At 68.4% G+C, this 25,853-nt stretch carries 21 protein-coding genes and 1 other RNA gene; 12 read left to right on the top strand and 10 right to left on the bottom strand.

All coding sequences use genetic code 11. The annotated features are described in order from the left end of the window. Nucleotides 1-5: 5 nt before the first annotated feature. Nucleotides 6-677, bottom strand: a complete 672-nt coding sequence (locus QC765_RS12715; RefSeq protein ID WP_278314821.1) for an HAD-IA family hydrolase — start codon at nt 675-677, stop codon at nt 6-8. Nucleotides 678-726: 49 nt separating this feature from the next. On the opposite strand from QC765_RS12715, the gene cobC reads away from it, so the two are divergent. The 6 genes from cobC (at nt 727) to QC765_RS12745 (ending at nt 6,855) form a co-directional block, all read left to right on the top strand. Further along, nucleotides 727-1,818 (top strand): Rv2231c family histidinol phosphate aminotransferase CobC, encoded by a 1,092-nt coding sequence (gene cobC, locus QC765_RS12720; protein ID WP_278314822.1) that lies wholly within the window; start codon nt 727-729, stop codon nt 1,816-1,818. Next, nucleotides 1,800-2,960 carry a Nif3-like dinuclear metal center hexameric protein gene (locus tag QC765_RS12725; RefSeq protein ID WP_373876749.1) on the top strand — a complete coding sequence of 387 codons (1,161 nt, stop codon included), beginning with the start codon at nt 1,800-1,802 and terminating at the stop codon, nt 2,958-2,960. Before cobC ends, QC765_RS12725 begins: the two co-directional genes overlap by 19 nt. A gap of 108 nt (nt 2,961-3,068) precedes the next feature. Further along, on the top strand, nt 3,069-3,791 hold the full coding sequence (locus QC765_RS12730; RefSeq protein ID WP_278314823.1) for a zinc ribbon domain-containing protein: 723 nt from the start codon (nt 3,069-3,071) through the stop codon (nt 3,789-3,791). Nucleotides 3,792-3,809: 18 nt separating this feature from the next. Then, nucleotides 3,810-4,973, top strand: a complete 1,164-nt coding sequence (locus tag QC765_RS12735) for a bifunctional RNase H/acid phosphatase (RefSeq protein WP_278314824.1) — start codon at nt 3,810-3,812, stop codon at nt 4,971-4,973. Between the two features lie 59 nt (nt 4,974-5,032). After that, nucleotides 5,033-5,450: RNase P RNA component class A (gene rnpB, locus QC765_RS12740), an RNA gene on the top strand. 67 nt (nt 5,451-5,517) lie between these two features. Further along, nucleotides 5,518-6,855 carry an FAD-dependent oxidoreductase gene (locus tag QC765_RS12745; RefSeq protein ID WP_278314825.1) on the top strand — a complete coding sequence of 446 codons (1,338 nt, stop codon included), beginning with the start codon at nt 5,518-5,520 and terminating at the stop codon, nt 6,853-6,855. Nucleotides 6,856-6,900: 45 nt separating this feature from the next. On the opposite strand, the gene QC765_RS12750 is transcribed toward QC765_RS12745, so the two are convergent. Together QC765_RS12750 and QC765_RS12755 are read right to left on the bottom strand one after the other, a co-directional pair. Then, entirely contained in the window at nt 6,901-7,923 is a 1,023-nt protein-coding gene (locus tag QC765_RS12750) for a DUF4185 domain-containing protein (RefSeq protein ID WP_278314826.1), read from the bottom strand. Between the two features lie 110 nt (nt 7,924-8,033). After that, complete coding sequence (locus QC765_RS12755) at nt 8,034-9,107, bottom strand: peptidoglycan recognition protein family protein (protein WP_278314827.1); 1,074 nt, start codon at nt 9,105-9,107, stop codon at nt 8,034-8,036. 243 nt (nt 9,108-9,350) lie between these two features. On the opposite strand from QC765_RS12755, the gene QC765_RS12760 reads away from it, so the two are divergent. Further along, complete coding sequence (locus QC765_RS12760) at nt 9,351-9,530, top strand: hypothetical protein (RefSeq protein ID WP_278314828.1); 180 nt, start codon at nt 9,351-9,353, stop codon at nt 9,528-9,530. Nucleotides 9,531-9,539: 9 nt separating this feature from the next. Here the strand turns inward: QC765_RS12760 and QC765_RS12765 are convergent, their stop codons facing one another. The 4 genes from QC765_RS12765 to panB all read right to left on the bottom strand — a co-directional run bounded on the left by QC765_RS12765 (nt 9,540) and on the right by panB (nt 13,350). Next, nucleotides 9,540-10,187, bottom strand: coding sequence for a hypothetical protein (locus QC765_RS12765; protein ID WP_278314829.1), 648 nt, complete (start codon nt 10,185-10,187; stop codon nt 9,540-9,542). A gap of 230 nt (nt 10,188-10,417) precedes the next feature. Further along, a complete protein-coding gene (locus QC765_RS12770; protein WP_278314830.1) occupies nt 10,418-12,019 on the bottom strand; it encodes a CYTH and CHAD domain-containing protein in 1,602 nt (533 codons plus the stop codon). Between the two features lie 11 nt (nt 12,020-12,030). Beyond that, a complete protein-coding gene (locus QC765_RS12775) occupies nt 12,031-12,447 on the bottom strand; it encodes a hypothetical protein (protein ID WP_278314831.1) in 417 nt (138 codons plus the stop codon). A gap of 39 nt (nt 12,448-12,486) precedes the next feature. Continuing rightward, nucleotides 12,487-13,350 (bottom strand): 3-methyl-2-oxobutanoate hydroxymethyltransferase, encoded by an 864-nt coding sequence (panB, locus tag QC765_RS12780; RefSeq protein ID WP_278314832.1) that lies wholly within the window; start codon nt 13,348-13,350, stop codon nt 12,487-12,489. Between the two features lie 265 nt (nt 13,351-13,615). Here panB and QC765_RS12785 point away from each other — a divergent pair, with 265 nt between their 5' ends. The 3 genes from QC765_RS12785 to QC765_RS12795 are packed head-to-tail and all read left to right on the top strand — an operon-like array spanning nt 13,616 to nt 19,581. Beyond that, nucleotides 13,616-15,136, top strand: a complete 1,521-nt coding sequence (locus tag QC765_RS12785; protein ID WP_278314833.1) for an alpha/beta hydrolase — start codon at nt 13,616-13,618, stop codon at nt 15,134-15,136. 44 nt (nt 15,137-15,180) lie between these two features. After that, nucleotides 15,181-16,521, top strand: a complete 1,341-nt coding sequence (gene glnA, locus QC765_RS12790; RefSeq protein WP_278314834.1) for a type I glutamate--ammonia ligase — start codon at nt 15,181-15,183, stop codon at nt 16,519-16,521. A gap of 30 nt (nt 16,522-16,551) precedes the next feature. Next, nucleotides 16,552-19,581 (top strand): bifunctional [glutamine synthetase] adenylyltransferase/[glutamine synthetase]-adenylyl-L-tyrosine phosphorylase, encoded by a 3,030-nt coding sequence (locus QC765_RS12795; RefSeq protein ID WP_278314835.1) that lies wholly within the window; start codon nt 16,552-16,554, stop codon nt 19,579-19,581. Nucleotides 19,582-19,590: 9 nt separating this feature from the next. On the opposite strand, the gene QC765_RS12800 is transcribed toward QC765_RS12795, so the two are convergent. Beyond that, a complete protein-coding gene (locus QC765_RS12800) occupies nt 19,591-20,499 on the bottom strand; it encodes a hypothetical protein (protein WP_278314836.1) in 909 nt (302 codons plus the stop codon). Nucleotides 20,500-20,959: 460 nt separating this feature from the next. Between QC765_RS12800 and QC765_RS12805 the strand changes: the two genes are divergently transcribed. After that, complete coding sequence (locus tag QC765_RS12805; protein WP_278314837.1) at nt 20,960-22,198, top strand: alkane 1-monooxygenase; 1,239 nt, start codon at nt 20,960-20,962, stop codon at nt 22,196-22,198. Between the two features lie 693 nt (nt 22,199-22,891). On the opposite strand, the gene glnA (QC765_RS12810) is transcribed toward QC765_RS12805, so the two are convergent. Next, nucleotides 22,892-24,328, bottom strand: a complete 1,437-nt coding sequence (glnA, locus tag QC765_RS12810) for a type I glutamate--ammonia ligase (RefSeq protein WP_278314838.1) — start codon at nt 24,326-24,328, stop codon at nt 22,892-22,894. Nucleotides 24,329-24,569: 241 nt separating this feature from the next. Here glnA (QC765_RS12810) and QC765_RS12815 point away from each other — a divergent pair, with 241 nt between their 5' ends. Further along, nucleotides 24,570-25,034, top strand: coding sequence for an RDD family protein (locus QC765_RS12815; protein WP_278314839.1), 465 nt, complete (start codon nt 24,570-24,572; stop codon nt 25,032-25,034). 27 nt (nt 25,035-25,061) lie between these two features. Here QC765_RS12815 and QC765_RS12820 read toward each other — a convergent pair whose 3' ends face one another. Further along, nucleotides 25,062-25,802, bottom strand: a complete 741-nt coding sequence (locus tag QC765_RS12820) for a DUF4191 domain-containing protein (RefSeq protein WP_278314840.1) — start codon at nt 25,800-25,802, stop codon at nt 25,062-25,064. Between the last annotated feature and the right edge of the window lie 51 nt (nt 25,803-25,853).

Below are 25,853 nucleotides of genomic sequence, written 5' to 3' on the forward strand. Positions count from 1 at the left end.
CGACTCTACCTGCCGGAGTCCAGAAGCAGATCGATTAGGCGTTCGGGGGAGCCGGCCACCCACCGCGCCCCGGCATGCTCGCTGTCGCTCCCGTAGCCCCAGGTGACCGAGATGGTGCTCATGCCGTGGGCCGCGGCGCCCTCGACATCGTGGATCCGATCGCCCACCATCACCACCTCCTGGGGCGCGCGCTCGACCGGGATGTCCAGGCCATGCAGCGCGTGCGCGATCACGTCGGCCTTGCGCCGCCTCGTGCCGTCATCGCTCGCCGTCCCGATCACCTCGAAGAACTGCGCGAGATCGTGGTGGCGCAACATCTTGAGCGTATTTGTCTCGGCCTTGGACGTCGCGACAGCGAGCCGGGCACCGGCATGGCGCAATCGTTCCAGCGCCTCGGGGATGCCGTCGTAGACGGTGGACTCCCGCCAGCCCAGCGTGCCGTAGCGATCGAAGTAGGCGGCCAGCGCCCGCTCCGCGGTGTGCTCGTCCATGTCCAGCGACGCGAGCGTGTCGATCATCGGCGGGCCCACCACGTCCAGCACCGGGAAATCCACGGGGACGGGCCACCCGACCGATTCCACCGCGTGGCGGAAGCTCGCGATCACCCCGGGGGCCGAATCGGTCATCGTGCCGTCAAGATCGACGAGGATCGCCGGGAAGCGGGAATGGGGAGCCATGCCGACCATCATGCCGCGAGGCTTCGCTGCCGCACTAGGCTGGTTGCCCGTGAGCATCATCGCGCGGCGGCCGCTCGGTCCCGGAGGGGGAGCCGGGCCGGATGCGCTGCGCCACCACGGTGATATCGATGCCGCGCCCGGGCTGCTCGACTTCGCGGTGAACGTGCATGGCACCGAGCCGCCCGCATGGTTGCAGCGAGAGTTGCGTGACCGCCTGCCGGATCTCGCGCGCTATCCCGACCGGGCCGAGGAGCAGGCTACCCGCGACGTCATCGCCGCGCGGCACGGGCGCCACCCTGACGAGGTGCTGCTGCTCAATGGGGCCGCCGAAGGGTTCGCGCTGCTGCCCGGCCTCGCGCCGCGCCATGCTGTGGTGATCCATCCCTCCTTCACCGAGCCGGAGCATGTCCTCGCCGCGGCGGGCATTCCGGTCACGCGGGTGGTGCTCCGTCCGCCCTATGGCCTCGCGCAGGCCACGCTCCCGCACGACGCCGACCTCGTGGTGGTGGGCAACCCGACCAATCCCACCTCGGTGCTGCACCCGCGCTCGAGCATCGAGGCGCTGCGTGCCCCTGGCCGCCTCGTGGTGGTCGACGAGGCATTCATGGATGTCGTCCCTGGCGAGCGCGGTTCCTGCGCCACGGACGGCCCCGGTGATGTGCTGGTGCTGCGCAGCATCACCAAGACCTGGGGGCTCGCTGGACTGCGCGCGGGCTACGCGCTCGGCGACCCCGAACTGCTGGAACGCCTGGCCCGGCCGCGGCCGCACTGGCCCGTGGGCACCCTGGCGATGACGGCGCTCGCTGCCTGCTCCAGTGATCGAGCGATCGCCGAGACCGCGCGGATCGCCGATCGCATCGCGGCGGACCGGGAGTACCTCCTCGCCAGGCTGGGTGGACTGCGCCATCGCGGCTTCTCGGTGGTCGCTCCCGCCAGCGCTCCCTTTGTGCTGCTGGGCGTTCCCGAAGGCCTGCGGCAGGGCCTGCGCGAGCGCGGCGTGGCTGTCCGCCGCTGCGATACGTTCCCCGGGCTCGACGACCGTGCCATCCGGGTCGCGGTGCGCGAGCGGGCTCTGGTAGACACGCTGGTGCAGGCCATCGACGCCCTGGATGAGGAGAAGCAGTGCAGCAACCCAGCGTGAGCGAGAGCCCCGCCACCGTCGCGGATGCCATCGCCGTGCTCGAGTCCGCCTACCCGCCCCGGCTAGCCGAGGACTGGGACTCCGTCGGGCTGGTCTGCGGCGATCCTGCCGCGCCCGTGCGCCGCATCCTGATGTGCGTGGACGTGACCGGCGCCGTGGTGGAGGAAGCCATCGAGCAGGGCGCCGACCTCATCGTGGCGCACCACCCGCTGCTCCTGCGTGGCGTCGATACCGTCGCGGCGAGCACCCCGAAGGGCGCGCACATCCATCGGCTCATCACCGCCGGGTGTGCGCTCTTTACCGCGCACACCAACGCGGACTCGGCGAGCCCTGGGGTCTCGGATGCCCTCGCGGAGGCGCTGGGCCTGCGGGTCGAGCGGCCCATCGCGCCCAAGCCGACGGCGCCTCTCGACAAGTGGGTCGTGTTCGTGCCCGTGGAGGACACCGCTGCGGTTGCGAACGGCATGTTCGCCGCCGGTGCCGGCGAGCTCGGCGCCTACCGCGAATGCGGCTGGCGCGTCACCGGCACCGGGCAGTTCCGGCCCGTAGCGGGCGCTAATCCGGCGATCGGGGAGGTCGGGGCACTCGAGCACGTCACCGAGGACCGCCTCGAGGTCGTCGCCCCGCGCGGCAAGCGTGAACTGGTCCGCGGGGCCTTGCTCGAGGCGCACCCCTATGAGGAACCGGCCCACGACCTGTTCGAGCATGCTGCCCTGGACTCGCCAGAGGGCCTCGGCCGCGTGGGCGAGCTGCCCGAGCCGGAGACCCTGCGCGAGTTCACCGAGCGCGTGGCGCGGGCGCTGCCCTCCACGGTGTGGGGGGTGCGTGCTGCCGGTGACCCCGAGCGACTCGTGCGGCGCGTTGCTGTGTGCGGCGGAGCGGGGGACTCCCTGCTCGCCACCGTGGCCCGCCTCGGCGTCGATGCGTACGTCACTTCAGACCTGCGCCACCACCCCACGGACGAGAGCCTGCGGGCAGGCGGCCCGGCGCTCATCGATGTGGCCCACTGGGCGAGCGAGTTTCCCTGGTGCGACCAGGCGCGGCACCTCCTCGATGAAGCGCTGTCAGCGCGCGGCGTGCACGTCGCCGTCACCGGCCTGCGCACCGACCCCTGGACCGTGGCAGCGGCAGCGCCTAGCTGAGCAATGGTGGCAGGGAAGGCAGCAGAAGCGCCACGACCGAGGCGGTAGGGTAGTGCGATTAGCCAGCACTGAACGACCACCGAGACCTGAATAATGGAGCGCAGAGACGTGAACGCGGAACCCCAGACTCAACTACGGCTCCTCGACCTTGCCGCCGTGGATGCCGAGATGCTGCGGCTGAGGCACCGGCGCCGCACCCTGCCCGAGGACAAGGAGCTTGATCGTCTCGCCGAGGAGCTCCGCGACCGCAAGGACGAGGCGGTGAACAAGGAGATCAGGCTCGATGATCTCGACCGCGACATCAAGCGCCACGAGAAGGAACTCGCCCAGGTGCGCATGCGCGAGGAGAAGGACACCGAGCTCCAGCGCGGTGGGACCCTGCCGGCCAAGCAGCTCACCGAGCTGCAGCATGAGCTCGACAGCCTGGCGCGCCGCAAATCGATCATCGAGGACGAGACCCTCGAGGTGATGGAGCAGCGCGAGGCAGCCGAGGCGGACTTCCAGCACGCCGGCGCGCAGGTCTCCCATGTCGAGTCGCAGATCCTTGAGGTGAAGCGCCATCGCGATGAGGCCCTCGCGGACATCGAGACCGCCGAGCGGCGCTGCACCACCGATCGCAATGCCATCGCCGGCTCCTTCCCGGCGGACCTGCTCGCGCTCTACGACTCGCGGGTGCGCGCGGGCGGCCTGGGCGCGGGCCTGCTGAACGGCGGCAAGTGCGGGGCATGCCGCATCGAGCTTGACCGTGGCGAGCTCGCGCGCATCACCGCCTCGCCCGCCGAGCGGGTGCTGCAATGCCCGGAGTGCGATGCCATCCTGGTCCGCAAGTAGCGATGCGCGAGGCAGGCAATGAGCAGCAGTGAGCCCGCGGGCCAAGCCAGGGTCATCGTGGAGGCGGATGGTGGATCCCGCGGCAACCCCGGCCCGGCCGGATACGGGGCAGTCGTGCGTGACAGCGCGACTGGGGATGCGCTGGCCGAGCGTGATGAATACATTGGTGAGGCCACCAACAACGTCGCGGAGTACCGGGGCCTGATCGCCGGGCTCGAGGCCGCGTCCGAGTGCGGCGCGCGCGTCGTCGAGGCACGCCTGGACTCGAAGCTCGTTGTCGAGCAGATGTCGGGGCGCTGGAAGGTCAAGCACCCGGACATGATCCCGCTGGCCCGCCAGGCTCGCGAGATCGTCGGTCGCTTCGAATCGGTGAGCTTCACCTGGATCCCGCGCGCGGAGAACAAGCACGCGGATGCGCTGGCCAATCGCGCGATGGATCGCGGGGCGGCGCCGCGGGAGGCAAGCGCGGACACCGGCCCGAGCAGCACGTCGGAGCAGGCGTCAGAGCCCGCGGACCCCGTTCCGGCCAGTGCCCCCGCCGCTGGGTGGACGCGTGCCACTGGCGATCCCACCCGTCTGCTGCTCCTGCGCCACGGGCAGACACGACTGTCGGTGGAGCGCCGCTACTCAGGCCGTGGTGACCACCCGCTCACCGCCGAGGGGGAGCGCCAGGCTGCCGCAGTCGCGCAGCGGATGGCCCGGCAGCGGGGTCGCATCGCTGCGGTGGTCTCGTCCCCGCTGCAGCGCAGCCGTGCCACCGCCGTGGCGGCCGCGGAGGTTCTGGGCATGGAGGTGCAGATCCATGAGGGGCTGATCGAGACTGATTTCGGCGAGTGGGAGGGCCTGACCTTCACCGAGGCGTCGCAGCGCGATCCCGTCCTGTTCGAGCAGTGGTTGTCGGATACCTCGGTGGCTCCGCCGGGCGGGGAAAGCTTCGACGTGGTGCACCGTCGCGTGCGGCGGGCGCGCGATGAGCTTATCGCCACGCATGGCGGCTCGAACGTGCTCGTCGTGAGCCACGTGACGCCGATCAAGACGATGCTGCGCATGGCATTGGATGCGGGGCCGTCGTTGCTGTACCGGCTGCACCTGGATCTTGCCTCGCTGAGCATTGCCGAGTTCTACCCGGATGGGGGAGCGTCGGTGCGGCTGGTCAACGACACAAGCCACGCTTGGTCGTGATCAGCTGCTGCTTCGCCGATGCGGGGCGGGGTGCGACCACGGGCTATGGTGGTGGAGGACGAGTCAGCTGGGCGATCGCGTCGGGAAGGACTGCCACCATCATGGTGGTGTGCTTCCTGCCGAGGAAAGTCCGGACTCCGCAGAGCAGGACGGTTGCTAACGGCAACCCGGGGCGACCCGCGGGAAAGTGCCACAGAAAACAGACCGCCGCCCAGCATGGCTGGGCTGGCAAGGGTGAAACGGTGCGGTAAGAGCGCACCAGCACCCTGGGTGACCAGGGTGGCTTGGTAAACCCCGTCCGGAGCAAGGCCAAAGGTCGCATCCTTGTGGTGCGGCTGCACGAACGCTCGAGGGCTGCTCGCCCGAGTTCGTGGGTGGGCTGCTCGAGGTACCCGGCAACGGTGTGCCCAGATGGATGATCGCCGCCCCTGCCCGCGTGGCGGGGCACAGAATCCGGCTTACATGCTGGCTCGTCCACCCCTTGCTTGTATAGACGGGTGTTTATATTATGGCTCTTGTATAGACATCTATCTATGGAGTCGGCATGAGCGAGCTACCCGTCCTCGTCATCGGAGCAGGCCCCATCGGCCTCGCCGCCGCCGCGCGCCTCGCCGAGCGCGGAATCCCCGCCCTCGTCCTCGAGCGCGGAACCATCCCCGGCTCGGCGGTAGCCGAATGGAACCATGTCCGGCTCTTCTCCCGCTGGGGCGAGCTCATCGACCCCGCCGCGCGCGACCTCCTCGCCAGCACCGGATGGGCCGAGCCCGACGCCGACGCCTACCCCACCGGCGCGGACTGGGCCACCCGCTACCTCCAGCCACTCGCCGAGGCCCTCGGGCCCGACGTGGTGCGGACCGGCACGACCGTCACCGCCGTCACCCGCCAATCCCGCGACCGCGTCGTGGACTCCGGCCGCGATACCGCGCCACTCGTCGTCCACGTCACGACCAGCCACGGCAGCACCGAGCGCATTCTCGCCCGCGCCGTCATCGACGCATCCGGTACCTGGCACCAGCCCAATCCGCTCGGCACCGAGGGAATCCCCGCGATCGGCGAGACCACGGCCCGCGACCGCATCCACTACCGCATTCCCGACCTCTCCGACCCCGCCCAGCGCGCCGAGCTGCTGGGCAAGCACATCGCCCTCGCTGGCAGCGGCCACTCCGCGCTCACCGCGATCGGGATCCTTGCCGATCTCGCGGCCGAGGATCCCACCACTACCATCACCTGGATCCTGCGCCGCGCTACCTCGCAGCCCGACATCGGAGCGCCTGATGAGCTGCCCCAGCGTGGCGCCCTCGGCATCCGTGCCCGCGAAGCTGTCGACGCCGGGCTTATCCACCCCCGCACCGGCTTCCGTGTCACCGAGATCATCGACAACGACCAGGGATTGTCCCTGATCAGCGATGACGGACAGCGCGTCGACGGGGTCAATACCGTTCTTGCGCTCACCGGATTCCGGCCCGACCATCGCATCACCAGCGAGATCCGCCTCGACCTCGATCCTGTCCTTGAAGCGCCCCGCGCGCTCGCGCCGCTGATCGACCCCAACGTGCACTCCTGCGGCACCGTCTACCCCCACGGCCATGCCGAGCTCGCGCACCCAGAGCAGGGGTACTTCATCGCGGGCATGAAGAGCTACGGGCGGGCACCCACGTTCCTCGCGCTCACCGGGTACGAGCAGGTGCGCAGCATCGTCGCCGCCATCGACGGCGACCTCGCGGCCGCGGAAGCCGTCGAGCTCACCCTGCCCGAGACGGGGGTCTGCGGGGGAGCGGGCTTGTTCGACGATCCCGATGCCGCGAGCTCCGGAGGATGCTGCTCCGCGCCCGCGCCCCCGGCCGAGCTGCTCGCGCTACCTACCTTCGGAGGGCGCCTCTGACCACCTGCGAGGGGCCCTGCGAGAGAGGCTGATGCTCCAGCTGTTTCAGCCGCGCAGGCTGCCGGTGAAGAGCATCGCCTTGTAGGTCTCGTTGGTCGACGTGTTCCACTGGCTCACGGATACCGTGAACGCATCCAGCGTGGAACCTGGCACGATGTAGCCGCCATAAAGCTGCGCCACCTTGCCCGCCGCGTGGTCCTCGTCCTCCCACCCGCAGCCCGTCAGCAACGTCAGCTTGCGGGCCTCGAACAGATTGTCCGTGGGATGGTCGAGGACCATGGCGCGCAGCGAGTACGCCGAAGCATCGAACCAGACCAGCACATACTTGCCATCGACCCGCCGCAGGCACATCTCGCCCCACGCGCCGTCGAGCACCGGCGTGGGGGGATTGCCCCACTGCCAGCCCGTCTCCGGCCGGAAGCCCCACGATTCCCACTGCTTCGGCCGCAGCAGGCCATCGGTCGGCACGCGATGCAGGAACAACGGCTTGTCCCGCTGGAAGCCCGAGCTGAACACATACACATGATCGTCGCCCGCCGCGCCCTCGGCCCACGTGATCAGCTGCATCGTCCCGCCGTGATGGTTGCCCGGCCACGCCGCGCGGGTCCTCTTCCACCGCTCGCCATCCCGCGACGCGAAGACCCGCGACTCGGTCACGTTGTGCAGCCCGGCATTGCGCATCGCCCACAGGTAGGTGGTGCCGCCCACCGTCAACGCATCAGCGGGCAACCACGTCACTCCCCGGTGATTGCTCTCCCGGATCAGCCGTCGCGCATGCTTGCGGCCCACGCACGAGCAGAACTCCACTGCATTAGCGCTGGCGCCCCCGTCGCTGGCATCCCCAGCGTGCTGGTCGGCAGCGTGTGGCATTGCTGAGCGCAGCAGCACGGGGGAGCGCCAATGCCCGCTGCCCGGGCCCAGGCCCGAGAACGTATCGCCAAAGAACCACCCCAGCTCCCGCCCGCCCGGCAGCTCGACAGGGATCCCCAGATCCGTGCCGACCACGCCGAACCGCTCGCTGGAGGTGCCCGGCCCCGTGAGGTCGCACACTTTGCTCAGCCGTGCCATGCCCGTACCGTACCCGCGCACCGGCAGGATCCGCCGACCAGCGGCCCCGGCTGACGAGGCGACCTGCCGCACTGTCCCCGCCACTGATGCGACCCGGCGTGCGAGCGGCGTCATCGCGACCCCCCTCGGCCGAGAACCCCGCGGGACACGTCCCGTAGCCGCTGCCACGTGCGATCGATGGCCCGCCGCCACCACGATCCGCTACCCGCACCGCCCGGGGGCACCGGAACAGGCGGAACCGGGGTAGGAGGGACAGGCGCGGGAGGACCGGGCTCAGGAACCACAGGTTCGGGAGCTACTGGCGCAGGAGGAAGAGGTGCGGGAGGAAGAGGTTCTGCGGGAACGCCGTCCCGCAGGCCCGCACCCCAGGTGCCCGGGCCAATAAGACCGTTCTCCTCCCAGCCATTCGCTCGCTGGACCGCCCGCGCCGCATCCGCGGTAGCGGCATCCCACACGCCCGTCACAGGAGCGCCCACCGCGGCCTGCCACTCCCGCAGGCCCACCCGCCACAGCGGCCACTCCAGCGGATGCTGCCCCGAGATCGACTCAACCGGCCCCTCGAGCGGACCGAAGTAGTAGCCGGGCGGAAGCGGGAAAGCCGACCTATCCGATGCTGGGATGCCTGCCCGTATCCGTTCGACGATCCGCCCCACCTCTGCCCGGAACACATCCATATCGAAGCCAGCCGGATCGATCTTGCCCTCCGCGCTGTACTCCTTGTGCCCCACCACATTCCTCACCGGGAACCCGGCCTGCACCACGAGCACCGCGCATCCCCGCGCGTACGCATCGAGTTGTGCCAATGTCCAGTCGTATTCGCCGCGGGAATCCGGCCTGCCGGAGCTCACCGCTTCGATGCCCAGCACATGAAAGTTCGCGTTGTTGGTCGGCCAGCCCGGCCAGCTCCCGCGACCCGCGTGCCAGCACACGCCTGCAGCGATCACCCGGTACGTGCCATCCTTCTCCAACGCCAGGTTTGATAGCGGGCCCGGCAGGTCGGGTCGCCCCTCGAGAACCACGCGCCAATCGTGGGGAGTGCCACCTGCCGTGTGATGCGCCATCACGCCACGGATGTCCCGGTACGCGCCATGCCCCCGGGCGCGCCACCCATCCTGCTCGATGACCTGCAGGCCCTCGGCCCGCAGCGCATCGGCCAACCATGTCACGTTCCCCACCCAGGCCATTCCTCCCGAATCCTCCCCACGTGGCAGCAACATCGTCTGGCCCACCATCATGCCCGGCAGCCCTGACAAAAACACTCCGGGTGGCAGTCTCGGCGGGGAGTGTGCGAAATGCGACAGCGAAAGTGCCCAGACCGGTCGTTCTTCGCACACTCGCGGCGGCTTGGGCGGCTCCGGGCAAGGCGCGGACCACCGACGCACGCGGATGGCGCACACCGCGCGCTGCTTGTGCGGCACACTGGTGTCATGAGCGATGACGAGGAATGGTTCTACTGCGTAGCCGATGGCACCGTGCGCCTGGGCAAGGAATCCCGGGGCCTCGAGCGGATGGGCCCCTACCCGGACGAGGCGACGGCACGCCGCGCGCTCGAGATCGCGCGCGAGCGCAACAAGGCCGCGGACGAGCAGGACAAGGACTGGCGGTAGGCCCCGTCCCTAGTTCACGGCGTCGCCCCAGCAGCTGAGGTCAAGGTCCGGTGGGACCTGGAACGATTCGAGGACTGGATCGTCAACAAGTGCTGCGATGAGTTCCGATTCTCCACCAACTATGGTCGAGTCGAAATCGATCTCGGACAACGCATACCAGGACCTGTCACGCGGCCACATCACCATCGGGGGACGCGCCACGCTGCTCGGATACTGATTAACCTGGTTGGCCAGCGCGGCGAGGTCCCCCTGCAGCAGGATCATCTCCCGGCCAGCCAGCCTGAAGTGGAGAGAGTCAAACTCACCCTGCGTGAAGCTGCTGCGCTTCCCAGGTCGAACACCGTCGTGTCCGACCCAGAACCCGAACACGGAGCCGTCCGTTTCGTTGGTCGCGTCCACAAGGCGAGGAAGGAGCGCGGCGAACGAGCCGGGATCCAGCTCGCCGTGGCGTGGGTGGAACCCCCGCCACGGGGGATAGAGGTCAAGGTCAGTGTCCTTCCCGCCAAGAAGCCGGTGCCACTGCACTGCCGGATGCATGATGGCCCCCGTCTCGGCAGCGATGTCGGCCCACCGCGGTGGTTGCGCGTTGTTATAGGCCTCAGGCCGGTGCAGGATGCGGCAGTACGCCTCAAGCCCGAGGGGCACTTGTCCCGACAAGTGGCCGCTCGATCCTCGGAACCGTGCATTGGCCCAATCCGCCGCTGCCGGATCTGTCACGGGCACTGCATCATTGATCCACATTTTCCACCACTCTCAGTCCAGGTTGCAGGCGCCCAAGATCCAGCAGTCTGCGAGCGAAAGTCAACAGATGTCCGAATTCGGTGGCTAGTTTGTTGACTTTCGCTCGCAGATTCCCTGGAACAAGCCGGAACGAGGCCGACGCCCCACTAGAGCTTGCGCACAGCCTTGCGGAGCTTCTTCCAAGCAGGCTTGAAGCGTGCCTCGGCGATGTCCGCGAGCGCTTGCTCGTATCCGGCAAGGCGGGCGAGCTCGACAGCGGGAACGCCGAGCGCGGCCGCGCGCCCCGAGTAGTCATCGAGCAAAGCCCGGGTGATCACGCCATCCTGGTGCTCCCCGAGGATCTCCTGCACATCCTCGGCGGCGTTGCGCACGCGCTTGATGCGCTTGAGCGGCTTTTTCCCTACGTGCTTCTTGTCGGCCACCTCGGCGGCGTAGCGCAGCCGCTTCGATTCCTTGCGCACGGTGTGCAGCAGCGGATCGCGTTCTTCCTGGCTGGCTGCTGCCGCTGCGTCGCGGACGTGCCCGCGGGCTCGCCGAAAGAGGTGCAGGAGCGCCTTGTTGATGATCTCCTCGGCATGGTCCTCGGCCTTGCGGCTGAACGACTCGGCGCGCAGCAGCGAATCGAGCGAGGCGAGCAGCGCGAAGTACCGGTCGGAGCGGAGCGCTTCGGCGACCGCGGCGAAGGAAGCGTCGAACGTTTCCTGCTGCGCGCGCAGCAGGCTCTTGCGCGTCGCGGCTGCGATGGTTCCGGCTGGCTGCTCATCGATCAAGCCAGCGAGGCGGCGCTGCATCACCTCGGCGTCGCGCGCGTCGCCGAGTACCCTGGCGAGCCATTTCAGCTCGGACTCCACCGGATCGGTGCGGGTGCGGTCCAGAATCGGCCGGTACGCCCGGAGCACGCTGCGCATGCGGCGGGCGGCCACGCGCATCTGGTGGATCGCGTCAGGAGCGTTGGCGCGGACGAGGGGGTCGTGCACCAGGAATGCCGCGCGATGGGCGCGCAGCGTGTTCACGGCGAGCGCGCCAGCTGTTCCGCGGGAAAACCGGGCCTCCTCCGGAGCAGAGGCATCAGGATCGGCCACCGCAGCAGCAGCGTCATCGGTACCTGCGTCGTCGCCCTCGCCCTCCGCGGGCGCGTCGGTGAGCGAGCCGATGGTGCGGGCGAGCTTGGACGGGCAGGGCGAATCGTGCGCGCCGGCGGCGAGGAGCCGGTCCCGGATCGCGGCGAGCAGTTCCTCGTCGCCGGTGATGAGCTCGGCCTCCCACTCCCGCCAGTGCGTCTCGTGGCGATGGCCTGGCCGGACGGAGAGCCCGGTGACGTGGTCGTCGGTGACCTCGGCGAGCGCTTTTCCATTCTTGGCGATGAGCGTGGTGGTCGATCGCTGGTTGACCACGACGGCGATCGGGAGCAGGTCTTGCCCGCGAACGTGCACCTGGATGTAGTCGAGCAGGTCGCTGGGCGGGCCCGCGGCAAGATCGGTGAGGGGCGAATGGATCTCGCGCCGCGCGCCCCCGCTGCCGGGAAGCTTGAGGTGCCAGCCCGCGTCGCTGCCGCCGGTGCGGTGGCGCAGAGTGATCCGGGCCCGCGAGAGGGCAAGCCCCGGGGTATCGAAGTAGGTCGCGCTGAGCTGCGCGCGGTCGGGGCCACGCGCTTCGGCCACGCGCTTGACGGTGTCGAGCCGGGGGAACGCGGTGTCCATCCCCGCCTCGAACTTCAGTTCCCGCTCGATGGATTCCGTCGCGGCCATGCGCGCCTCCTCTATTCGGGCAGCCCCACGAGGGCCGAGGCGATGGATTCGATCTCTAGGTAGTCCATCACATTCGACCTTACGCCGGGGCAGGCCGACTCGAGAGCTTCATCGACCGCGCCCCGGTTGCTGGCCAGCGCGACCAGGTCGACCTGGTTGCGGTTGGCCCAATCGATCACGAGCCCGTTGAGGGTGATGCGTCCGATGGTGCGCGTGTAGGTGCGCATCTCCTGCCCGCGCTCGTCGAGATCGGTGCACAGCTCCGAGGCGTCGGGCAACGCGAATCCATTGCTCGTGCCGGGCGCGGTGCCGGTCGCGGGGGACGGCGTGGTGGTGGCGGGCCCGTTGTTGTTGACCTCCACCGAGCAGCCGCCGGCGGCGAGCGCCACGGGCAGGATCGCGAGGGCGAGCAGTCGATGATGGCGCATGGGGCCTCCTACGGCTTGGTGGTCGATGGACCGGTGTCGCTAGTCGTCGAACGTGTGCTCGGGCCCGGGGAACGATCGGTCGCGCACCGCAGCCCCGTACTCGCTGGCGGCGTCGCGCAGGACGGCACCGACATCGCCGAAGCGGCGGACGAACTTCGCGGTGCGGCCCCCGCTCATCCCGGCCATGTCCTGCCACACGAGCACCTGTGCGTCGCACTCGTTGCCCGCGCCGATCCCGATGGTGGGGATGGCGAGGGACTTGGTGATGCTGCGAGCATGCACCGCGGGCACCATCTCCATGACCACGGAGAACGCGCCAGCTGCTTGCACCGCCTCCGCGTCGGCCGCGAGTTGCTCGGAACCCTCGCCACGCCCCTGGACGCGGAAGCCTCCGAGGCTGTTCACCGATTGCGGGGTGAACCCGATGTGCGCCATGACGGGGATGCCCGCGGCCGCGAGGGCCTGGATCTGCGGGGCCATGCGCTCGCCGCCCTCGAGCTTGACGGCATGCGCCCCGCCTTCCTTCATGAAGCGGATGGCGCTCTCCACGGCCTGCTGCGGCGAGACCTCGTAGGATCCGAAGGGCAGGTCCGCGACGACGAGGGCATTCGGGGCGCCGCGCACGACGGCCCGCACCAGCGGGATCAGCTCGTCGATCGAGATGGGCACCGTTGTGTCATAGCCGTAGACCACGTTGGCGGCGGAATCACCCACTAGCAGGACCGGGATGCCTGCCTCGTCGAAGATGCGGGCGGACGGGAAGTCGTAGGCAGTGAGCATGGGCCAGGCCTGGCCCTCGGCCTTCCACGCCTGCAAGTGGTGGATCCGGGTGCGTGTCCGCTTCGGCGCTTCCCCTGCCGTGGCGGAGCCGTATACCGGCGTCTCGGGCGATGCGTTCGTCATGGGTGTCCCTTCGCGCCTCGAGGCCCGGCCAGCGGGTCCCCGGGAATAGTGTGGTGACACCTCATAGTCTGCCACTGCCGCGACGAAACCTCCGCCGCGAGGCACGGATGTGATGTGGATTACTGGATCGCGGAGCAGGCGCCGTCGCGGTATGCGTGGTGGTGCTGAGCGTGGCCGTGGGAAGATTCCCCGCATGGTCTTCGGCACTGCTCCAGGAAAGCCCCGATCGCCCAGGAGCCTAGCGTCCTGGCGGCAGCGTGTCGTCATGGCGGTCGCGCTCGGTTCGGTGCTGGGTATCGGCGCTACCGCCTGCGCGGCGCCCTCGGAAGGCGAGCGCGATCCAGCTCTCGACCGGTTCTACGAGCAGTCCGTCGCGTGGGGCGATTGCGTGGGATTCGCGGAGGATCCCGCCACTGAGCGGCAGCTGGAGTCATCGAGGTTCGAGTGCGCCCGCGTCACGGTGCCGCTCGACTATGACGATCCGGGGGGCGCCACCGCGGAGCTCGCGGTGACGAGGCTTGTCACTTCGACCAGCAAGATCGGCTCGCTGCTGGTGAATCCTGGAGGGCCGGGCGCGAGCGGAATCGGCACCGCGGCGAACCTCGAACCGGTGTGGCGCGGGACCGAGCTCGCCGACCGGTTCGACCTGGTGAGCTGGGACCCGAGAGGCGTAGCGGCCTCCACTCCCGCGGTGCAGTGCCTCACTGCCGCGGAAATGGACGACTATCGCCGCCTCGACCACGTGGACATGTCCGAGGAGGGCATCGCGCGCGCCGAGGCGGACATGCAGGACTACATCGACGCCTGCGCGGAGCGCTCCGGCATGGAGGTACTGACGACCGTAGGGACGCGGGAGAACGTCCAGGACCTCGACATCCTTCGCGCGGTCCTCGGCGATGACGAGCTCAACTACCTCGGCTACTCATATGGCACCTACCTCGGGGCGCGCTACGCGGAACAGTTCCCGGGCTCGGTCCGGGCCCTCGTGCTCGATGGTGCCGTTGATCCCGGGATGGACCTCGGGGAAGCAATCGTCCGGCAGGGGGAGGGCTTCCAGCGGTCCTTCGATGCGTTCGTCGCGGACTGCGCGACCCGTCCCGAATGCCCGCTCAGCGATGACCGCGATGTGGCGATCAAGGACTTCCGCGCACTCGTGGACCCGCTGGCCGAATCGCCGGCTTGGACGTCGGATGGGCGCGGCCTCGGCTACAACGACGCGATGTCGGGCGTCATCCAGGCGCTCTATTCGCCCCAGATGTGGCGGCTGCTGCGCTCGGGCCTCATCGAGCTCGGCGACGGCATCGGCGATACCTTGCTCCTGCTTGCCGACATCTACGAGGGGCGCCAGGACGATGGCACCTATTTCAACTCGACCCCGGCGTTCCATGCGGTGAACTGCGTCGACACCATTGCCGTGACCGATCGCGAGGAATGGGGCCAGTACGACATGCGCTACCGGTCCGTGGCACCGTTCACCGACGACGGTCGCGGCACGGGCCAGGCGCCCCTCGACATCTGCGCCTTCTGGCCGGTGGATCCCACCAGCGAGCCGGCGCAGCTCGATGTTCCCGAATCGGTGCCACCGCCGCTCGTCGTGTCCACCACGGGCGATCCCGCCACTCCCTATGAGGCCGGCGTCGAGCTCGCCGCGCAGCTCGGTGGCCGCATGCTCACCTACGAGGGCGATCAGCACACCGTTGTACTGGGTCTCGACGAGTGCATCGATGCGCACGTCACTCGCTACCTCGTGGACCTGCGCCTACCTCCAGAGGGCGAGCGCTGCTAGCAGATTCAGGTCTGCCGGGGCCGTCAAGTGATAACCTCGCCGGTATGGATCGCCAGAAGGAATTCGTGCTTCGCACGATCGAGGAGCGCGACATCCGGTTCGTCCGGCTGTGGTTCACCGATGTACTCGGCTACCTGAAATCGGTGGCGATCGCCCCGGCGGAGCTCGAGGGTGCCTTCACCGAGGGCATCGGCTTCGACGGCTCCTCCATCGAGGGCTTCTCGCGCGTCTCCGAGGCCGACACCGTCGCCAAGCCCGACCCCTCGACGTTCCAGATCCTGCCGTGGGTCCACAAGGACGGCAAGCCCCACACCGCGCGCATCTTCTGCGACATCACCATGCCCGATGGCTCGCCCTCCTGGGCTGATCCGCGGCATGTGCTGCGCCGCCAGCTCAACAAGGCCGGGGATCTCGGCTTCACCTGCTATGTGCACCCCGAGATCGAGTTCTTCCTGCTCAAGAACTCTCCCGAGGATGGCACCGAGCCCCTGCCCGCCGACAAGGGCGGCTACTTCGACCAGGCCGTGCACGATACCGCTCCCAATTTCCGGCGCCACGCGATCGAGGCGCTCGAGTCGATGGGCATCTCCGTCGAGTTCAGCCATCACGAGACCGCGCCCGGGCAGCAGGAGATCGACCTGCGATACGCCGACGCCCTCTCGATGGCCGACAACATCATGACCTTCCGGTACGCGGTCAAGGAAGTCGCGCTGCTCGAGAACGTGCATGCCTCGTTCATGCCGAAGCCGTTCAGCCAGCAGGCAGGCTCGGCCATGCATACCCACATGAGCCTGTTCGAGGGCGATAACAACGCGTTCTTCAATCCTGATGATCCGATGGAGCTCTCGGACACCGCGAAGCACTTCATCGCGGGGATCCTCACGCATGCCAGCGAGATCAGCGCCGTCACCAACCAGTGGGTCAACTCCTACAAGCGGCTCATCCACGGCGGCGAGGCCCCCACCGCGGCATCGTGGGGCAGGGCCAACCGCTCTGCGCTCGTGCGCGTGCCCATGTATACCCCCAACAAGGCGGGCTCCCGCCGCATCGAGGTCCGCAGCCCCGATTCGGCGTGCAACCCGTACCTCACGTTCGCGGTGCTGCTCGCCGCAGGGCTGAAGGGCATCGAGAAGGGGTACGAGCTGCCGCCCGAGGCCGAGGACGATGTGTGGTCGCTGACCCGGGCCGAGCGTCGCGCCATGGGCTACCGGGAGCTTCCGGGCAACCTCGACCAGGCCTTGCGCGAGATGGAGAAGTCCGAGCTCGTCGCGGAGGCCCTCGGCGAGCACGTGTTCGACTTCTTCCTCCGCAACAAGCGTGCCGAGTGGGAGCAGTATCGCAGCCAGGTCACCCCGTACGAGCTGAAGACCTATCTCTCCCTGTAAGAGGATTGCCGAGATGAGAGGTTCCGCGTGATGGCCCGGCCACCGCACGGCCGATCCCTGATCCCCGGTCCCGCGCGCCTCGGCATGGTCGATTCGCATGCTGCTGATCGCCTCGCCTCGCTGGGCTGGGACCGAGACGAGGACATCGACCTGCTGTGGGCGCTCTCGCGCGCCCCGGACCCGGACCGGGCACTGCTCGCGATAGACCGCCTGCGCGATGCCCTGCACGACGAGTGGAGTGATCTCGATTCCGCCCTGCGCGAGGATACGGGCCTGCGCGGACGGCTGTTCAGCGTCGTCGGATCATCCTCGGCCCTCGCTGACCACCTCATCGCGAGGCCCCACTTGTGGCACGAGCTGCGCGGCGAGTACCTCGACCTGCCGGATGCGGCGGGGCTGCGCGCCAATATGCTCGCCGCTGTCGAGGCCAAGCCCGAGCCCGAGCCGATCGACGGCATCGACCCGGCACGGTCACTGATCTACCGCGCCACCACCACGGGCCACGCCGCCATCCCGGCCCTGCGCAACGCCTACCGGGACGAGCTGCTCCTCCTCGCCGCCGCGGACCTCGCCGCCACCGTGCAGAACGAACCGGTCCTGCCCTACACCTCTGTGGTCCGCCACCTCACTGACCTCGCTGATGCCGCGCTGACCGCGGCCCTCGCGGTCGCCGTCGCCACGGTCTGCCCCGATAAGCCCTGCCCGTCCCGGCTGGCCGTGATCGCCATGGGCAAGTGCGGGGCACGCGAGCTCAACTACGTCTCCGACGTCGATGTCATCTTCGTCGCGGAGCCCGCCGACAGCACCGCCACTCGCCTGGCCAGCGAGCTAATGCGCATCGGCTCCGCAGCGTTCTTCGAGGTCGACGCGGCCCTGCGCCCCGAGGGAAAGTCCGGAGCGCTTGTCCGCACCCTCGACGCGCACATCGCCTACTACAAGAGGTGGGCGCATACCTGGGAGTTCCAGGCGCTGCTCAAGGCCCGCCCGATGACCGGTGACATGGAGCTCGGCGAGCAGTACGTCACCGCGCTCAACCCCATGGTCTGGATCGTTTCCGAGCGCGACGACTTCGTCGACAACGTCCGCAAGATGCGCCGCCGCGTCGAGTCCCTCATCCCCGACGACATCCGCGACCGCGAGATAAAGCTCGGCTCCGGTGGGCTCCGCGACGTCGAGTTCGCCGTGCAGCTGCTCCAGCTCGTGCATGGGCGCGTCGACGAGAGCCTGCACGTCACCGCCACTACCGAGGCCCTCACCGCGCTCGCTTCCGGTGGCTACATCGGCCGCGAGGACGCCGCCAACCTCACCGCATCGTACGAGTTCCTCCGACTGCTCGAGCACCGGCTCCAGATGCAGCGGCTCTCGCGCACCCACACCCTGCCTGCCTTCGACAATGCCGAGGCGCTGCGCTGGCTCGCCCGTGCCGCGCACATCCGTCCAGACGGCCGGACCGACGCCGCGGGAATGCTCATCCAGGACATCAAGCGCAACATCTCGCGTGTCCGCCGCATCCATTCCAAGCTGTTCTACCGTCCGCTGCTCGAGTCGGTCTCCAAGCTCGATACCGATGCGCTGCGCCTCACCGAGGATGCGGCCATCCGCCAGCTCGGCGCGCTCGGCTACTCCGCGCCCCGCAACGCGCTCGGCCACCTCCAGGCGCTCTCCGGCGGCGTTACCCGCAGCAACCGCATCCAGGCGCTGCTGCTGCCCACCCTGCTCGACTGGCTCAGCGATACGCCCAACCAGGACGCGGGCCTGCTCGCTTACCGGCGCATGTCCGAGGAGCTCCGCGACAAGCAGTGGTTCCTGCGCACTTTGCGCGACGAGGGGGCCGCGGCCCGCCGTCTCATGCACATCCTCGGCTGCTCCGCGTACGTGCCCGAGCTGCTTCTCCGCGCGCCCGATGTGCTCCGGCTCTACGCGGACGGCGCGGACGGTCCCAAGCTCATAGGCACAGACCCCAGCGATGTGGCGAAGGGGCTGATCGCGTCCGCCGAGCGGCATGGGACCGCCCAGCGGGCGATCTCCGCGGCCCGCTCGCTGCGCCGCGCCGAGCTCGCGCGGGTCGCCTCCGCCGATATCCTCGGGATGCTCACCGTGCCCGACGTATGCCATGCGCTCTCCTCGGTTTGGGTCGCTGTCCTCGAGGCCGCGCTTGGTGCGACTATCGCCGCCAGCGTCGAGGAGCGGGGAGAGCCTGCGCCCGCCCGCATCGCGGTCATCGGGATGGGGCGCCTCGGCGGGGCCGAGATCAGCTACGGGTCCGATGCGGATGTCCTCTTTGTCTGCGACCCGCTGCCCGGCATCGATGAGACCGTGGCGGTGAAATGGGCGACCAGCATCGCCGAGGCAATCCGCAAGCATCTCGGGGCGCCAAGCACGGACCCTCCCCTCGAGGTGGACACCAACCTCCGGCCGGAGGGACGCAGCGGGCCCATGGTGCGTACCCTCGCTGCCTACGATGCCTACTACAGCCAGTGGGCCCAGACCTGGGAAGTGCAAGCCCTGCTGCGCGCGCACCAGGTCGCGGGAGACCAGGATCTCGGCCTCGAGTTCCTGCACATGGCCGACAAGATCCGCTATCCCGAGGGCGGTGTGTCGAGCGGCGCGGTGCGCGAGATACGCAGGATCAAGGCGCGCATCGACTCCGAGCGACTGCCGCGTGGCGCCGATCCAAAAACGCACACCAAGCTGGGCCGCGGCGGCCTCTCCGACGTCGAATGGACGGTGCAGCTGCTCCAGCTGCAGCATGCGCACGAGCTCACGAGCCTCCGCAATACCTCGACCTTGGAGACGCTTGAGGCGATCGCCGCCGAGGAACTCCTCGCCGCGGACGATACCGAGCTGCTGAGGGAGGCATGGACCACGGCGACGAAGGTACGCAACGCGCTCGTGCTCGCGCGTGGCAAGCCTTCTGACCAGATTCCCAGTGGGGGATCGGACCTGCGCGCCGTCGCGTACGTCTCGGGCTGGCGTGGTGATCCAGGCGAGTTCGTCGAGAACTACCGTCGCATCACCCGCAGGGCGCGGACTGTGGTGGAGCGGGTATTCGGCGGCTGACGCCGCGGTCTAGGACTTCCCCGGAGGACGCTTCCCGGTGCGCGGCGCGGGCTCGGGCGCGGCCTTGCCCCGCGAGGGTGGCTTCACCTCGACCGGTGGCTCCACGAGGTCCTCGCGCACACCGTTCGGCCACGCCACCCGCGGGAACCGAGGCCGGGGGAGGCGTGCCGCGAGATCCGTCAATGGCTCCGCCGCCTCGGTGATGTAGCGGGAGGCCGATTCGATGCGGGCCAGCGGATCCTGCAAGCCCTCGATGGTGGGCGCGATCGCCACCATGTTCTCGAGGAGGGCGAGCATCCGCTCCGCGAGACCGTTCTCCATCACGACCCGCTCGACGAAGCCGCCCGACTGGAACACCCGATCCACCATGCCGTCCGGGGCGAGCGCGGAGTCCACGATGCCCCCGTCCTGGATCGCCTTGCCAAGTGGACGCTCCGGCGACGTCGCCGACGTGATGGCGCGCAGCAGCGCGACGGGGCCGTACGGGTTGGAGAGCAGCGTCATCACCTGCTCGGCCACCCCGTTCTTGCCCACGATCACGTCAGCCATATCGATCAGGCCATTCTCCCGGCGCAGCGGCCCGTCCGGGCGGACCCACTGGCTCGCCATCACCGTGACCCGCACGCCCACGATGCTCGCGCGAACCGGCAACAACGCGACATCCACCAGCAGCATGCTCCCAGAGTACTGGGTCTTCGAGGGCACGCTGGGAAGCATGGCACGGTCGCTGCGGACGGGCCGGCGCTGGTCGAGCAAGCCCTGCTTGCGGCGGCTCTCCATCTCGATCGCGCGCCGGTCAAGCGGCCGCATCGAGGGGGCGCGGCGGCCCAGCAGTCTGCTCTTGCGGAGCGGTGGCAGGATCTCCGGCTCCGGGCTGCGGAAAACGTGCCGGAACGGCAACACGGCAAGACCCCCCATACATGGTGACGACACGATCGATCGGCGCGCTGCGGAGCAGAGCGCACCCCCAGCTTAGTGGCGAACTCGCGCCACCGGTGATGGGCGCTCGCCGGTCGCCGGGGTGTGCTCGCGAAAGAGAGCACCAGCGGGCAAGGGAGTGCCGTCGCGGACAGGAGGGGGTGCTGGCCTTGGTGTGATGAACGTCGCATACCGATGGTAGCTAGCGGGCACGCGCCGATCCGGGATGGATGGATGCAGGTATCAAACCATGCTGACCTGCTTGTTTGTTACCAGTTCTTGATCATCCGCGAGTGATTGCGCTTGCTGCAGCTAGCGTCAAGAGCGGTCTTTGCGTCTCTGCTGTGGACAAAACCGTAGATCGTGTCTAGCCAAGGAACGGGGTACCCCTTATAGTCAAATCCACAAGCTGCTTCGGCATCGGGGCCGAGCACACCAACACGATGAGGTGTTATCTCGTATGACCACATCACTGAACCAGGACACGACGGTCGACGCCGTCGACACTGGCGCGGAGAACGTCGAGCGGTGGCGGGACCGCAAGCGCTACCTGTGGATCTTCTCGCTGATCCCTGCCTCGGCGGTGTTCCTCGCGGTCGGGCTAGTTGAGCTCACTGGCTGGGGATGGCTCTACTGGGGCGGGCCGATCATCGTATTCGGCTTGATCCCGCTGCTCGACATCGTCTTCGGCCCTGACGGCCAGAACCCGCCCGACGAGGTGATGGAAGAGCTCGACCAGGACAGGTTCTACCGCTGGGTCACCTACGCCTACATTCCGCTGCAGTACATCGGCCTGGCCCTCGCGGTCTACCTCTGGGCCACCGGCAACCTCTCCGTATTCGAGAGCATCGGCCTGGCCACCACGGTTGCCGTGACCTCCGGCATCGGCATCAGCGTCGCGCACGAGATGGGCCACAAGAAGGAGGAGCACGAGCGCTGGATGTCCCGCATCGTCCTCGCGCAGTCCTTCTACGGCCACTTCTTCATCGAGCACAACCGCGGCCACCACGTCCGAGTCGCCACCCCGGAGGACCCTGCTTCCTCGCGCATGGGCGAGTCGTTCTACCGCTTCTGGCCGCGCTCGGTCAAGGGTGCCTTCGTCTCCGCCTGGGAGCTGGAGAAGAACCGCCTCGAGCGCCTCGGCAAGTCGCCCTGGACGCTGAAGAACGATGTGCTCAACGCCTGGCTGATGTCGGTTGTCCTCTTCGGGGGCATCCTGGTCGGCCTGCAGGCCCTGAGCTTCGCTGGCGTGCTGGATAACTACAGCGTCTGGAACGTCCTGCCGTACCTGGTCATCCAGGCCGTGCTCGGGTTCTCGCTCCTCGAGATCGTCAACTACCTGGAGCACTACGGCCTCAAGCGCCAGAAGCTCGAGTCCGGCCGCTACGAGCGCTGCGCCCCGCGCCACAGCTGGAACAGCGACCACCTGGTCACCAACCTCGCGCTCTACCAGTTGCAGCGCCACTCCGATCACCACGCCAACCCGACCCGCCGCTACCAGATCCTGCGCAGCATGAAGGGCTCGCCCCAGCTGCCCGGTGGCTACGCGACCATGATCGTCCTCGCGGCCATCCCGCCCGTCTGGCGGGCAGTGATGGACAAGCGAGTGCTGGATCACTATGACGGCGACATCACGCAGGCCAACATCGACCCCAAGAAGCGTGACAAGATCCTCGCCAAGTACGGGCAGGCGAATTGAGCCAGCCACTGAGGACCAGGCACCGACAACTGGCCCTGTCCCGATAACGGGGTCAGGCAGCCGGTAGCCACCGTCCCCAGCGGTACAACTCAACACCAGCGCGGCCCGCGGGAAATCCCCGCGGGCCGTTGCCGTGCGCGGGGTCGCCGGGGCGCAGGGCCGCCTGGTCGAGAGTCTCGGGCCGTGGGGCGGGGCGTGTTGCCGTGGGGCCGCGCCGTCGCCTGGTCGCAAACGCGATAGAAGCTGCGGGAAACCCAGGTCAGTTTCTATCGCGTTTGATGGTTTCCCGTGCTTTTGCCGCCAGGGGGCCGTGAGCGCGGCCGCCGCCCCTGCCGCGGGGTGCCCGGCCGCCACCGGCCGCCCCCAGGGATAGTGGCACGCCGCGGCCGTGTACCTCCGCTACCCGGGCCGCGCTCCGGAAGATTTGCCACGGATACCCGGCTGCTGCCACCTCTACGCCGAGCTGCCACCGAAATATCGGTGGCACCTGGGAGCTATCCGTGGCATGGGTAGGCGATGGGTGGCCGCTGTTCCCCGCCGCCGTTCCCCGCCGTAGAACACCGCCGCGACGCGCCGCAAACCGCAGCCACGAAAAGGTCCGCCCGCCTCACGACCGAGATCGTGGGGCGGGCGGACCGGAAGCGTGCCTAGCGCGTGGAGCAGCGAGAGGAGCTGCTCAGCACGCTGCGAGGATCACACGTCGTAGTACAGGTTGAACTCGTAGGGGTGCGGGCGCAGGCGGACCGGATCGATTTCCTGCTCGCGCTTGAGCGCGATCCAGGTCTCGATGAGGTCGGTGGTGAACACGTTGCCCTCGGTGAGGAACTCGTGGTCCTTCTCGAGGTTGTCGATGACGTCCTCGAGGGAGGTGGGTGCCTGCGGGATGCCCTTGGCCTCCTCCGGCGGGAGCTCGTAGAGGTCCTTGTCGACCGGGGCGGGCGGCTCGATCTTGTTCCGGATGCCGTCGAGGCCGGCCATCATGCACGCCGCGAACGCGAGGTACGGGTTGCCGGAGCTGTCGGGCGCGCGGAACTCGAGGCGCTTGGCCTTCGGGTTGTTGCCGGTGATCGGGATGCGGACCGCGGCGGAGCGGTTGCGCTGCGAGTACACCAGGTTGATCGGGGCCTCGTAGCCCGGCACGAGGCGGTGGTACGAGTTGATCGTGGGGTTGGAGAACGCGAGCAGCGACGGCGCGTGGTGCAGGATGCCGCCGATGTAGTGGCGGGCCATGTCCGAGAGTCCGGCGTAGCCAGCCTCGTCGTGGAACAGTGGCTTGCCGTCCTTCCACAGCGACTGGTGGACGTGCATGCCCGAGCCGTTGTCGCCGAACAGGGGCTTCGGCATGAAGGTGGCGGACTTGCCGGCCTTCCAGGCGGTGTTCTTGACGATGTACTTGAACAGCAGCAGGTCGTCGGCCGCGTGGAGGAGAGTGTTGAACTTGTAGTTGATCTCGGCCTGGCCGCCGGTGCCGACCTCGTGGTGGCCGCGCTCGATCTCGAAACCAGCGTTGGTGAGGTTGGTGGTGATCTCATCGCGCAGGTCGACGTAGTGGTCGTAGGGCGCGACGGGGAAGTAGCCGCCCTTGTAGCGCACCTTGTAGCCCAGGTTGGGGGAGCCGTCGGCCTCGCGGTCGACGCCGGTGTTCCACCATCCGGACTTGGAGTCGATCTCGTAGAACGAGCCGTTGGCCTGCGAGTCGAAGCGGACCGAGTCGAACAGGTAGAACTCGGCCTCGGCACCGAAGAACGCGGTGTCGGCGATGCCGGTGGAGGCCAAGTACTCCTCCGCCTTGCGGGCAACGTTGCGCGGGTCGCGGCTGTAGGCCTCGCGGGTGAACGGGTCGTGGACCGAGAACACGATGTTCAGGGTCTTCGCGGCACGGAACGGGTCGATGTGCGCGGTCGTGACGTCCGGGAGCAGCAGCATGTCGGACTCGTGGATCGACTGGAAACCACGCACCGACGAGCCGTCGAACGCGAGACCTTCCTCGATGACGTCCTGGTTGAACGTCGACGCCGGGATCGAGAAGTGCTGCTGCACGCCCGGGAGGTCGCAGAATCGAACATCGACGTACTCGACGTTCTGATCCTTAATGAACTTGAAGACTTCTTCGGCATTGGAAAACGCCACGCGTCTGCTCCTTCAGTCAAGGCCCCGCCGCGATCGGTTGCTCAGTGGCGGGTAATCAATGGGAACGGTATGAAGTTGGTATTGCCTAGCGGTCACCCGGATGTTTCACCCGTGTTACCAAATCCGGCGAGTTCGACGAATCGACACGAGCTGTTCCCGGCCCCGTGTGATCCTGGCCGCCCCGGTCCATGCATCGGTTGCCCGGGCGTGACCGCGCGGTACGGTCACTATCCTAGTGACTATGCCCCGAAATATTGGATCTTGGCTCTACGGACCTTCGGCCGCGTTGCCCGAAGGCCAGACCGGCAACGAGCAACTGTACCGCGGCGAGAGCCTCGGGCTGCCCGCGGACGGCCCCGGATCGATGCCCACCTGGCTGCGCCGCAGTGGCGCGTTCTTCGCCGACATCATCATGGCCGCGCTGGTCGCGGGCCTGTTCACGCTGCCGGACCCGCCTCGCCAGTGGAGCCTGCTCGTCTGGTTCGCTGTCGCCATCCTGGCCGTCTTCTTGTTCTCCTTCACGCCCGGGCAGGCACTGTTCGGCCTGCGCGTGCAACGAGCGCACAGCCCGGCCGCGGTGGGGCTCGGACGCTCGATCCTGCGCGCGATCCTCGTGTTCCTGCTGATCCCCGCCGCGATCTGGGATCGCGATGGTCGAGGGCTGCACGATCGGGTCACCGACACGGTGGTCATCCGCTCCCGCTAGGGGTGGTAGTCCGCTCCCGGTCGGCTGCTAGCGGCGGCGGATGGTGCGCTGGACGTTCTTCATGCGTCCGCCACCGGGCACCGGCCCCTTGGGCATGGCGGGGCCCCCGGAGCGGGAGGCGATCGCCGCGAGACGGCTCTCGAGGGCGTCCATCTGCTTGCGATTGATGTTCTTCGGCAGCCGGTTCACGGCCTTCTGCAGCTTCGAGAGCGGGATCTGATCCTCGTCGTTGCCGACGATGATCTCGTAGATCGGGGTGTTGCCGACGAGCCGGGCCACGCGCTTCTTCTCCTGGGCGAGCAAGCTCTTGACACGGTGCGGGGTGCCCTCGCCGACGAGGATCACACCGGGGCGGCCCAGCACCCGGTGCACGGCATCGAGCTGGGTGGTGCCGGCCACCGCGTTGGAGACGATCCACGGACCGCGCAGCGACTCGAGGGCCCAGGCGGCCGCTCCGGGCTGGCCGTCGGCCTTCTTGTACACGGACTGGGTCATGCGGCGGCCGAAGATGATGAAGGCCAGCAGCAAACCGAGGATCAGGCCCAGCGGCAGGAACAGCCATTGCGCTCCGACCAGGGCGCCGATGCCGAACATGACGGCCGTGGTCACGACGATCGTGCCCACGAGGATCGGAATCAACCATTTGTCCTGCTCGCGCTGCATCTTGAACGCCTGCCACAGCTGTGACCGCCGTTCCCGCGACCGTGCCTTGCGGGCAGCCTTCAGTGCTTTTCGCTGCTCCTTGTCGAGCTTCTCCGCCTTCGCCATGCCTCCAGGATACGGTGTGGGAGCTCGCGGGCGAGCCAGGTGGGTCCGTTG

This window comes from Hoyosella levis (genome assembly GCF_026008515.1).
Classification (GTDB): Bacteria; Actinomycetota; Actinomycetes; order Mycobacteriales; family Mycobacteriaceae; genus Lolliginicoccus; species Lolliginicoccus levis.